Consider the following 10,151-nt stretch of genomic DNA (forward strand, 5'->3'; position numbering starts at 1 on the left):
GCTCCTTCATGTAACTTTCCACTATGGCCCTGGTTATCTCAACGTCTTTGAGCATTTTCCCCTCGATACTGTCAGGATAAGCAGTGGGGCGTCAGGTTTAAATCCCAGACACTACCACAGAAAAAGAAAGGGGGGAACATGCAAGCCGAAACCATTATCAACCGATTAATTTCAGCCTTAAAACCTTTTCGCCGAAACAAAATCCCACCAGAAAAGAAAATCAGGGCAATAACCCTGTACCTAAACGGCTTAAGCTACAGGCAAACCGCCAGAATCCTCGGAATCAGCCACACAACCGTCTGGGAAGCCATTCAAAAAATAGCAGAAGCAGTTTACAAGCCAAAAATCCTCGCAGTCAAAAAACAGCGAAACTTCATCGCAGTTGACGAAACAGTAATAAAAATCAACGGGAAGAAAAGATACCTCTGGGCTGCAATTGACGTTGAGAGCAAGGAAGTTTTAGCAGTCTGGATTACGACTGTTAGAAACTGGTGGGTTGCCAGGGATTTCATTCTGGTTGTTTTAAAGTCGTGTGAAGGGCAGCCTGTCTTTCTGGTTGACAGGGCGAGCTGGTATAAGTCTGCTTTTAAGAGTTTGAGGTTGGGTTATCTGCATGTGACTTTCGGGCCGAGGAACAGTGTTGAGCGCTGGTTTAGGACGTTGAAGGAGAGGACGAAGCGTTTCTGGAATAATTTCAGGGGTAAAGACTGGAGGAGAGTTCATAGGTTTGTTTTTCTGTTTGCCTTCTGGTATAATTTTGTCAGAATTCATTCTAGGTTTGATAGGCCTCCGGGTGATGTTATTGAATGGCTTCAGGAGGTGATGCCCCAGTTATCCTGACAATATCTTCCCCTCACCCGTAAATCTTTTAAAACTCCAGTAAAAACTGAGTTTTGGAATTTAAAAACTTTATTATAACCAAGTTATGGTGATCAACATGAGCCAAATGGAGGAGGCAAGGAAGGGTGTAATTACTGAGGAGATGAAGTTTGTGGCTGAAAAGGAAGGTATTGACCCAGAAAAGCTTAGAAGGAGTGTTGCAAAAGGTTATACTGTAATTTTCCGCAATGTGCGTCACGATTGGGTAAAGCCCGTTGCCGTAGGCATGGGCGTGAGAGTAAAGGTAAACGCCAACATCGGGACCTCTAGAGATATAGTGGACGTTGAGGCGGAAATAGAAAAGGCCAAGATAGCAGTGAAGTATGGTGCTGACACAATAATGGACCTCTCCACTGGTGGAGACCTCGATGCCATAAGGAAGAGAATTATGAGGGCCGTTGACGTTCCTGTTGGAACAGTTCCAATTTACCAAGCGGCTGAAGAGATGCTCGCAAAAGGGAAGGCAATTATAGAGATGAGCGAGGATGATATGTGGAATGCCGTAGAGAAGCACTTTAAAGACGGAGTCGACTACGTCACCATACATGTGGGCGTAACCAAAGAAGTTGTTGAAAAAATGAAGCGCACGAAGAGAATAGTCGGCATGGTCTCTCGCGGTGGAACGTTTTTGGCAGCGTGGATACTCCACTGGGGAGAGGAAAACCCGTTCTACAGGAACTACGACTACCTTCTGGAACTTGCCAAGGAATACGATGTTGTTCTCAGCTTAGGGGATGGCCTAAGACCCGGTGGTTTACCAGATGCTGGAGATGAGCTTCAAATAGCCGAACTCTATACCATAGGAAAGCTTGTGAAGAGGGCAAGGGATTTTGGAGTTCAAACTATGGTTGAAGGGCCAGGCCATGTTCCGATAGACCAGATTCCAATGCACATAAAGATTGCAAAAGTCGCGACTGATAACGCTCCCTTCTACGTCCTTGGTCCAATTGTTACGGACATCTTTCCGGGCTATGACCACATCGCTGGAGCGATTGGAGGGGCAATTGCCGCTATGCACGGAGCAGACTTTCTCTGCTATGTAACTCCAGCGGAGCACTTGGGATTACCGGATAAGGAACATGTTCGCCTTGGGGTAATAGCCACTAAGCTTGCTGCCCATGCTGTGAACCTAACCCGCTTTAGCGAAGATTACATGAAAGATTACCTCATGAGCCTTGCAAGAGGCTTCCTAGACTGGACAAGGCAGTTTGAACTAGCTGTGGACAAGGAGCGCTTTTTGGAGATTAGGAACAAACGGCCGACCTCAACCGAAGCCTGTAGTATGTGCGGGGATTTATGTGCGATAAAGCTCATAAACAGCATGCTTAGGGGAAAGGGTGAGGTTTAATGCGTTTAATTTACAGAGGAAAGACCAAGGATGTCTACGAGGACGGTGACTTCCTAATTTTTTACTTCAAGGACAGCCTCTTAGGTTTCAATGGAGAAGAAGACACAGGCGGGAACGAGGTAGTTGGTGAAAGAGAAGGCAAGGGAAGCGCTGTTTTAAAACAAGCGGAATTTTTCTTCAAACTGTTGGAAAAGAACGGCATAAAGACCCACTTCGTCGAGCGAATCGATAAAAGGAGAGCAAAGTTCCTAAAGACAGAAAGAATCCCCCTTGAGGTCATCTATCGTTTCAAAGCCTATGGCAGTTTCTTGAGGCGCTACGGAGAGATTATCAAACCTCTTCAGGAGCTTGACATTGTTGAGTTCACACTGAAAAGTGATGCCCTTGGCGACCCTTTAATCTGCGAGGAGGCAATTGAAAAGCTTGGTATAGCCTCGAGGAAAGAGATTGAGGAAATGAAGAAAACGACAAGAAAAGTTGCCCAAATTTTGGGGGAATTCTTCAGAAACAAGGGGCTGGAGATATTGGACTTCAAACTTGAGTTTGGGAGGAGGAAAGGAGGGCTCTTAGTAATTGATGAAATAAGTGGCGATACGATGAGGGTAAAGAAAGATGGGAGGGTTTTGAAGCAGGAAGAACTTCTGGGGGTGATTGGATGATCGTCTCGACGATAGCCTCTCATTCTTCGCTTCAAATAGTCCAGGGTGCAAAGAAAGAAGGCTTCAAAACTCGCCTATATGTTTCCCCAAAGAGGAAGAACTTCTATTCCTCGCTCCCGATAATTGATGAGCTCATTGTAACGCCGGATATGAAAGCAATACTTGACGACGATGGGATAATAGTTCCACACGGGTCTTTTGTTGCTTATCTTGGCATTGAGGCAATTGAAAAAAGCAAAGGGAAGTTCTTCGGGAACAAGAGGTTCTTAAAGTGGGAGACAAAGTTCAATTTGGTAGATAAGGCACTAAAGAAAGCAAAAATACCGCAGGTCGAAGCAGTTGATTTGAGCGAGGTTAGGGAAGATGATCTCTACTTCGTCAGGATTGAGGGCCCCAAAGGAGGAAGTGATCATTTTATTGCCTATGGAAGAGAGCTTGAAAAAAGGCTTAGCGAAGTTAAAGAGCCATACAGAATTGAGCGCTTTATTGATGGTGTCTTTGTTTATGTCCATTTCTTCTGCTCCCCAATCTTGGAGAGGCTTGAGCTCTTTGGCGTTGATGAGCGGTTGGTAATAGCGGATGCAAACAAGAGGAGACCCTTCGAACCTCTGCCCTACACGATACTGGGCAACAAAAGCATAGCCTTGAGAGAATCCCTTCTCCCGGAGCTCTACGACTACGGTCTGGCGTTTGTTGAATCCATGAAAGACCTTGAGCCTCCAGGGGTTATAGGGCCATTTGCCTTGCACTTTGCTTACGATGGCGAGTTTAGGTGCATAGGCTTTGCCTCACGCATAGACGGTGGAAGCAACGCCAAACACTGGTACTCCTCGCTTTACTGGGGTGAAGAAGTCATGATGGGCCAGAGAATTGCCAAAGAACTTTGCTTGGCATTGGATGAAGGCCGCTTAGAGGAGGTGATAACTTGAGGTACGTTGGGAGGATGTTGGGGGTTGGGCTGAAGGATGGTAAGCCCTTTGCCTTTTATCGCCTTAACTCTCGCTCATTTCCGGATAGGAAAGCTGTGATAAAAGGAGATGAGGTATACATAGTGAACTTAACTGAGACGGAAAACCCCTACGTGAGCTATCCGGTGGTAAAAATTCTTCCAGACTATGCAGTTGTTAGCAATGGCTCTCACACAACCTTTATAGCCCAAGCACTCGAGTGGGAGAGCCCAAAAAAGGCTCTGATTCATGTGTTAGATGCTATGGATTATGAGCGTGATGAATATAATACGCCAAGGATTGCTGCGATAATCCAAAGGGACAAAGATTGGGCATTTTTGGGTTTCGCGGGAAAAGATGAGTTCTGGGTCAAAAGGGTTACGCTCGAAGAAGGTAGGACATTTTTCATAGCAACCTACAACGTTTATGGTATTGAAACGCTGAGCTTAGACTTTAAAGATGAAAAGGATCTTGCAGAGAAAGTGCTTAGACTAGAGTTTGCCCACCCGGTTCTGGCAATTGGAGTCGTTGATGGTGGAGATAAATTCAGAATTGGAGTGAAGTAGCTTTAGGAAATCTTTTTTATCTCTTTATTCAAATTTGCCATTTCCAAAGTGGTCAGAGCATATTCAAAGCCCTTGTTTAACTTTATTCCTGCCCTGTCAAGTCCTTGGATTTCATCGTCTACTGTTATAACGCCAAATATCACGGGCGTTTCGTAGGTTAAGTTTATATGGGCTACTCCTTTTGCAACTTCATTGGCAACCAAATCGAAGTGATACGTTTCTCCTTTAACGACAGCTCCTAACGCTAAAATCGCATCGTATTTCTCTTTTTTTGCTAGTTCTTTTGTGATAAATGGGATTTCAAATGCTCCAGGAACCTTAAAGATGTCTAAATCTTTGACACCATGTCTCTTAAGACAGTCCAATGCTCCATCTAAAAGCTCCTTAGTCAGCAAATCATTAAATCTGCTTACAACTATACCTATTTTCAAGCCTTCGCCCTTATATTCACCTTCATAAATCATTCTTTCCCCTCCAAAAGAGGCTTTAAATTGTGTCCAAGCTTGAGCATCTTAACCTCTAAATAAGATCTGTTAATCTCGTTAACTTCTCCAAAAATCGGAATAACCTCAACAACCTCTATTCCAAACTCTTCCAAAGCTTTAATCTTCTTTGGATTGTTCGTCAAAAGCTTAACTTTTGAGACTCCTAAAGCTTTGAGCAGTTGGCAGGCAACACTGAAATCCCTCTCATCTTCATTAAAGCCAAGCATTTTATTCGCTTCAACCGTGTCAAATCCCCTATCCTGGAGTTCGTAGGCTTTGATTTTATTCTTTAGACCAATGCCTCTCCCTTCTTGCCTTAGATAGAGCAAAATTCCTCCTTCCTGAGCTATCATTTTTAGAGCATTTGCTAATTGGCTTCCACAGTCACACTTTAGAGAAGCTAACGTGTCACCAGTTAAACATTCTGAGTGAAGCCTAACTAACGGAATATCATAAGGTTCCTTAATTATAGCTATATGTTCCTTAAAGTCAAGCTCGTTCTCAAAGGCAACTATCTTAAAGGTTCCGTATTTGCTGGGAAGCTTTGCTTGAGCAGAAACCTTAACAAAGCTTTTCCTCCTTACAACTTCTTTAAACACCTCTCTGATTGTAACTATTGGCAAATCGTGCTTTTTAGCAAAAGCCCTTATAAATTCAAAGTTGTGAGAATTTCCCTCTTCATCTAAAAGCTCTATTATTACTGCATATCTCTTAAATCCAAGCATTTCAACAAGCTCAAGAGATGCTTCAGTGTGTCCCTTCCTTTTATTTATTCCAATCCCACCCAAAAGGTGCAGATGACCAGGATAGCGGAAGTGCTCAATATTTAATCCCTCAGCAATCTTTTTAGCAGTTAAAGCTCTCTCTTTTGCACTAATTCCCGTGAATGTTTTCGTGTAATCAACACTAATTAGAAAGTTCGTCTCGTTGTTCTTGGAAGGCAACTTGAAAAAGCCCCTTTTTAGAGCCTCCTCTTCATCCATAGTTAAACATAACATTCCCTTAGCTTGGAGCATAAAGTTTATCACTTTAGCATTTGCGAGCTCGGCAGGATAAACTAAATCAGCCTCAACTTCCCTTTCTTCGTCAATTAAAACTATAGGCTTGTCTTCAAGGATGCTCTCTTTAAGCTTTTTCAAATCCATATCTCTCACCTAGAATATTCTTCAGATACCTTGCAACAACGTCTATCTCATAATTTACCTCTTCTCCAGTCCTCAGAAACCTCAGATTGGTATTTTCCCAAGTATAGGGAATCACCTGAACCCAAAATTGATTTTTCTCAACTTTGGCGATTGTCAAGCTCACTCCATTCAGAGCTATGCTCCCTTTCTCCACTATGGCAAATCTCTCTTTAGGCATTTCAAAGGCTAGCCAGTAGGTATTTCCTCTCTTTAGAATTTTTCTTAGCTTTAGGGTTCCATCAACGTGTCCGGTAACTAAGTGTCCATCAATTCTATCGCCAAGCTTCAAAGCTCTTTCAATGTTAACAACTTTTGCTTTCGCCAAGTTTGTCCTTTTTAACGTCTCTTCACCAACGTCAAAGACTATGTAATCTCTAATATCGCTGACAGTCAAGCAAGCCCCGTTGATGGCTAAACTGTCCCCTACATTTACGTTTATTACGTTTTCAACGAACAGTTTTCCATTAGAGAATTTAGCTTTTGCAACCGTTTCAATTATCCCTGAGAACATGGCTTTACCTCCACGTAAAAGCTGTCTCCAAAGCTTTCAAACTTGAGAAACTCGACTTTAAAGGCATCACTAACCTTATCAACGTTTAAGCACTCAAAAGGAGAAATTCCTTTTCCAAAGAGCTTGTTACCGTAGAACAAATGCAGTTTATTAGCAAAGGGCAGGAACTGGCATGCTATTCTCCCTCCCTCAATTAAAACGCTGTCTATTCCTTTTTCGCCCAAAATTTTAAGAATTCTCTCTGGCTTTGTTTCTCTAATTACTTCAGCGTTTTTCCATTCTTTTTTGCTCTCAGTAAAGATTATTACTCTTCCTTTCTCAAAAGCTCTAAAATTTCCATTAGCAGTTAATCCATGCCTATCGAGGATTACTTTCACCTTCTCAGCGCATCCTTCTATTCTGCAAGTTAGTTTTGGATCGTCTTTAAGAATCGTATTAGCTCCAACCATTACTGCCATGTACTTTTTCCTGAGCTCCTGAACTTTCTCCCTTGCTTTTTCGCCAGTAATCCATTTTGAGGAGAAGCTATTTGTTGCTATAAAACCGTCTAAGGTTAAAGCAAGCTTTATGGCCACAAAGGGCGTTTTTGTGGTTATGTACTTTAGAAACACTTCGTTCAACTTTCTTGCCTCTTCTTCAAGAACACCAACTTTAACCTTAATGCCTGCTTTTTTGAGTTTTTCAACGCCTTTTCCATTAACCAATGGATTGGGGTCTCCCATTGCTATTACAACTCTTGAGAAGCCTTCCTTTATTATTCTATCAACACAGGGAGGCTGCTTACCCCAATGGGAACAGGGCTCTAAAGTGACATACATTGTTGCTCCTTCGAGGGAGTAGCCTTTGCTCTTTGCGTCTTCTATAGCGTTAACTTCTGCATGCCTATCCCCAAAACGTTTATGATAGCCCTTTCCTATGATCTTATCCTCTTTTACAATAACTGCTCCAACCATCGGATTTGGATTTGCCCTTCCCTCTCCTTTTTTGGACAGCTTCAAAGCTAACCTCATGAAGTGCTCATCGTTCATAACTCATCAATAGTCTGATTAATGTTCCAAATTTAAAAAATTTTGTTCCAAAAATGGAACATTCAAGAAATAATCAACCCTTAATAATCTCCAAGCTCACGTCAAAGTTCTTCACACTGTGCGTTAAAGCTCCGAGGCTTATAACATCGATGTCGAGCCCCGCGTACTCCTCGATGTTCTCGGGCGTTATCCCGCCGCTTACCTCAATCTTAACCTTCTCCCTGAGCCCCTCATGCTTTAAAGCCTCAAGGACATCCTCAATCTGTTCCGGTGTCATGTTGTCGAGCATTATTACGTCGGCCCCGGCTTTAGCAGCCTTCAGCGCGTCCTCCAAGGTTTCAACCTCGACCTCAACTACCTTATAAATGGAAAATGTCTTTGCCCTTCTTATTGCCTCCTCAAGCGGAACCAACGCTAAATGGTTGTCCTTTATGAGTATCGCATCGCTCAGGGAGAAGCGGTGTGGTTCTCCCCCACCGATGAGGATGGCCCTCTTGTCCATCGGCTTCAGCAGAGTTTTCCTCGTTCCGGCGACCCTGACCTTCGGGTTCACGGCCTTGACCCTCTCCACGAGCTTTCTCACTTCCGTGGCTATGCCGCTCATCCTGCCCATGACGTTTAAGGCTGTCCTCTCGACGAGCAGAATCGCCCGGGCATCACCGAGGAGCTCGATGATAACGTCGCCCTCCCTGACCTCCTCGCCGTCGCGCTTTTGGACCCCAACCTTAACATCGAAGTGCTCGAAGAGGGCTTTAGCCTCCTCCAGACCGGCGATAACCCCATCCTGCTTTGCTATGATCACGGCCTCAGCTTCCAGATCCTCCGGTATGACTGCCTCGCTCGTGACGTCGCCGAAGGGCGCGTCCTCCTCAACGAAGCGCAGGAGATAGTTAACGGAAACCATATCATCACCACCTTGTTGAGTGTAAAGGTAAAGAAAATGGAAAAGTTTCCCTCATACTTAACTACCCGCTCATCTCCAGCATCCTTTCTATTGCCCTCCTGGCTTTTTCAGCAATCTCTTTGGGGACCTCAATCTCGTATTTTTCATCCCTCAGGGATTCGTAGATGTGCTTGAGCGTGATTGACTTCATTCCAATGCAGAAGGCATCCTCACTCGCGGGGTAGAACTTCTTATCGGGATAGAGCTTCTGCAGGCGGTAGCACATCTCCTTCTCCGTAAAGACGACCCACTCGTCATGCTGGCAGGCATTTCTAACCATCCCACCGGTCGAGACTATTAAATCCGCCCTCGCTTGCACCTCTGGACTGCATTCGGGGTGAACCATAAGCTTTGCCTCTGGGTGCTCCTCTCTTGCACGCTCAACGTCTTCAAGGGTGAACTTCCTGTGGACGTAGCAGTGCCCGCCTTCAGGGATTGGGATGATTCTCTTTCCAGTTCGCTTTGCCACATAATACGCTAAATTGTTATCGGGCCCGAAGATTACCGTATCGGCATCGAGCTTCTCCACGATTTTTGTGGCATTTGCTGATGTAACGGTGACATCGGCGTAGGCCTTGGTCTCGGCGGTCGTGTTTACATAGAGGACAACGGGAGCGTCGGGATACCGCTTTTTGGCCTCAAGGATGTGCTCAACCTTCAGCATGTTGGCCATCGCACACGTGGCCCTCTTTGTCGGGAGAAGCACTTTCTTTGTGGGATTCAGGATTTTGGCTGTCTCGGCCATAAAGTCGACGCCCGCGAAGACTATCACGTCGGCGTCAACGTTCACCGCTTTCCTCGCCAGCTCAAGGCTGTCCCCGAGAAAGTCGGCTATGTCCTGAACTTCAGGAAGCTGGTAGTTGTGGGCTAAAATTATCGCGTTTTTCTCTTCCTTAATCTTGATAATCTCCTCAACCAGATTCATGACATATACCCCCTCGAAAAATGCTGGGTCTTTCAAATTCCTCTTTCATGAAAGGATAATCCTCCCTATAGTGAGCCCCTCTACTCTCTCTCCTTTTTAAGGCACATTCTAAAATACCTCTTGCCAGGAGCTTGATTCTCGCATCCACCTCGACGATACTGTTAGGATAACTGGGGCATCACCTCCTGAAGCCATTCAGTAACATCACCAGGCGGATCACCAAAACTAGAATGAATTCTGACAAAATTATACCAGAAGGCAAACAGAAAAACAAACCTATGAACCCTCCTCCAGTCTTTACCCCTGAAATTATTCCAGAAACGCTTCGTCCTCTCCTTCAACGTCCTAAACCAGCGCTCAACACTGTTCCTCGGCCCGAAAGTCACATGCAGATAACCCAACCTCAAACTCTTAAAAGCAGACTTATACCAGCTCGCCCTGTCAACCAGAAAGACAGGCTGCCCTTCACACGACTTTAAAACAACCAGAATGAAATCCCTGGCAACCCACCAGTTTCTAACAGTCGTAATCCAGACTGCTAAAACTTCCTTGCTCTCAACGTCAATTGCAGCCCAGAGGTATCTTTTCTTCCCGTTGATTTTTATTACTGTTTCGTCAACTGCGATGAAGTTTCGCTGTTTTTTGACTGCGAGGATTTTTGGCTTGTAAACTGCTT

12 protein-coding genes and 1 pseudogene are annotated in these 10,151 nt (G+C 44.5%); 5 read left to right on the forward strand and 8 right to left on the reverse strand.

Features of this window, described 5'->3' with window-relative positions; translation table 11 throughout:
* Positions 1 to 138 precede the first annotated feature (138 nt).
* The 5 genes from THEPK_RS11150 (at position 139) to THEPK_RS11170 (ending at position 4,399) form a co-directional block, all read left to right on the forward strand.
* Entirely contained in the window at positions 139 to 840 is a 702-nt protein-coding gene (locus tag THEPK_RS11150) for an IS6 family transposase (RefSeq protein ID WP_042699329.1), read from the forward strand.
* A gap of 97 nt (positions 841 to 937) precedes the next feature.
* Entirely contained in the window at positions 938 to 2,227 is a 1,290-nt protein-coding gene (thiC, locus tag THEPK_RS11155) for a phosphomethylpyrimidine synthase ThiC (protein ID WP_042701970.1), read from the forward strand.
* Entirely contained in the window at positions 2,227 to 2,886 is a 660-nt protein-coding gene (locus tag THEPK_RS11160) for a phosphoribosylaminoimidazolesuccinocarboxamide synthase (protein ID WP_042701972.1), read from the forward strand. The genes thiC and THEPK_RS11160 overlap by 1 nt, the downstream gene beginning before the upstream one ends.
* A complete protein-coding gene (locus THEPK_RS11165; protein WP_004067596.1) occupies positions 2,883 to 3,815 on the forward strand; it encodes a formate--phosphoribosylaminoimidazolecarboxamide ligase in 933 nt (310 codons plus the stop codon). Before THEPK_RS11160 ends, THEPK_RS11165 begins: the two co-directional genes overlap by 4 nt.
* The gene (locus THEPK_RS11170) at positions 3,812 to 4,399 is read left to right on the forward strand and encodes an IMP cyclohydrolase (RefSeq protein WP_004067598.1); all 588 of its coding nucleotides are present in this window, start codon (positions 3,812 to 3,814) and stop codon (positions 4,397 to 4,399) included. The genes THEPK_RS11165 and THEPK_RS11170 overlap by 4 nt, the downstream gene beginning before the upstream one ends.
* 2 nt (positions 4,400 to 4,401) lie before the next feature.
* Here the strand turns inward: THEPK_RS11170 and ribH are convergent, their stop codons facing one another.
* The 8 genes and pseudogenes from ribH to THEPK_RS11205 form a co-directional block, all read right to left on the reverse strand.
* The gene (ribH, locus tag THEPK_RS11175; protein ID WP_042701974.1) at positions 4,402 to 4,863 is read right to left on the reverse strand and encodes a 6,7-dimethyl-8-ribityllumazine synthase; all 462 of its coding nucleotides are present in this window, start codon (positions 4,861 to 4,863) and stop codon (positions 4,402 to 4,404) included.
* Complete coding sequence (locus THEPK_RS11180) at positions 4,860 to 6,029, reverse strand: bifunctional 3,4-dihydroxy-2-butanone-4-phosphate synthase/GTP cyclohydrolase II (protein ID WP_042701975.1); 1,170 nt, start codon at positions 6,027 to 6,029, stop codon at positions 4,860 to 4,862. The genes ribH and THEPK_RS11180 overlap by 4 nt, the downstream gene beginning before the upstream one ends.
* Positions 6,010 to 6,579 (reverse strand): riboflavin synthase, encoded by a 570-nt coding sequence (locus THEPK_RS11185; protein ID WP_042701976.1) that lies wholly within the window; start codon positions 6,577 to 6,579, stop codon positions 6,010 to 6,012. Before THEPK_RS11185 ends, THEPK_RS11180 begins: the two co-directional genes overlap by 20 nt.
* Positions 6,564 to 7,607: a bifunctional diaminohydroxyphosphoribosylaminopyrimidine deaminase/5-amino-6-(5-phosphoribosylamino)uracil reductase RibD gene (ribD, locus tag THEPK_RS11190; protein ID WP_042701977.1), complete on the reverse strand. Its 1,044-nt coding sequence runs from the start codon at positions 7,605 to 7,607 to the stop codon at positions 6,564 to 6,566. The genes THEPK_RS11185 and ribD overlap by 16 nt, the downstream gene beginning before the upstream one ends.
* A 73-nt stretch (positions 7,608 to 7,680) precedes the next feature.
* Entirely contained in the window at positions 7,681 to 8,511 is an 831-nt protein-coding gene (nadC, locus tag THEPK_RS11195; RefSeq protein ID WP_042701983.1) for a carboxylating nicotinate-nucleotide diphosphorylase, read from the reverse strand.
* 61 nt (positions 8,512 to 8,572) lie between these two features.
* On the reverse strand, positions 8,573 to 9,475 hold the full coding sequence (nadA, locus tag THEPK_RS11200) for a quinolinate synthase NadA (protein WP_042701985.1): 903 nt from the start codon (positions 9,473 to 9,475) through the stop codon (positions 8,573 to 8,575).
* A pseudogene (locus THEPK_RS12765) lies at positions 9,462 to 9,629 on the reverse strand (L-aspartate oxidase); the annotation flags it as partial. The gene nadA and the pseudogene THEPK_RS12765, both read right to left, overlap by 14 nt.
* A gap of 7 nt (positions 9,630 to 9,636) precedes the next feature.
* Positions 9,637 to 10,151: IS6-like element ISPfu1 family transposase (locus THEPK_RS11205; RefSeq protein ID WP_052315955.1), on the reverse strand; the 515-nt coding region annotated here is incomplete at its 5' end.

Origin of the sequence: Thermococcus sp. PK, assembly GCF_000430485.1 — an archaeon.
Taxonomy (GTDB): Archaea; Methanobacteriota_B; Thermococci; order Thermococcales; family Thermococcaceae; genus Thermococcus_A; species Thermococcus_A bergensis.

What these genes read in the sequence shown, in the direction of transcription:
- THEPK_RS11160 (WP_042701972.1), top strand. Translation starts at nt 2,227, where the DNA reads ATGCGTTTAATTTACAGAGGAAAGACCAAGGATGTCTACGAGGACGGT.
- THEPK_RS11185 (WP_042701976.1), bottom strand. Translation starts at nt 6,579, where the DNA reads ATGTTCTCAGGGATAATTGAAACGGTTGCAAAAGCTAAATTCTCTAAT.
- THEPK_RS11165 (WP_004067596.1), top strand. Translation starts at nt 2,883, where the DNA reads ATGATCGTCTCGACGATAGCCTCTCATTCTTCGCTTCAAATAGTCCAG.
- nadC (WP_042701983.1), bottom strand. Translation starts at nt 8,511, where the DNA reads ATGGTTTCCGTTAACTATCTCCTGCGCTTCGTTGAGGAGGACGCGCCC.
- thiC (WP_042701970.1), top strand. Translation starts at nt 938, where the DNA reads ATGAGCCAAATGGAGGAGGCAAGGAAGGGTGTAATTACTGAGGAGATG.
- ribD (WP_042701977.1), bottom strand. Translation starts at nt 7,607, where the DNA reads ATGAACGATGAGCACTTCATGAGGTTAGCTTTGAAGCTGTCCAAAAAA.
- ribH (WP_042701974.1), bottom strand. Translation starts at nt 4,863, where the DNA reads ATGATTTATGAAGGTGAATATAAGGGCGAAGGCTTGAAAATAGGTATA.
- THEPK_RS11180 (WP_042701975.1), bottom strand. Translation starts at nt 6,029, where the DNA reads ATGGATTTGAAAAAGCTTAAAGAGAGCATCCTTGAAGACAAGCCTATA.
- nadA (WP_042701985.1), bottom strand. Translation starts at nt 9,475, where the DNA reads ATGAATCTGGTTGAGGAGATTATCAAGATTAAGGAAGAGAAAAACGCG.
- THEPK_RS11150 (WP_042699329.1), top strand. Translation starts at nt 139, where the DNA reads ATGCAAGCCGAAACCATTATCAACCGATTAATTTCAGCCTTAAAACCT.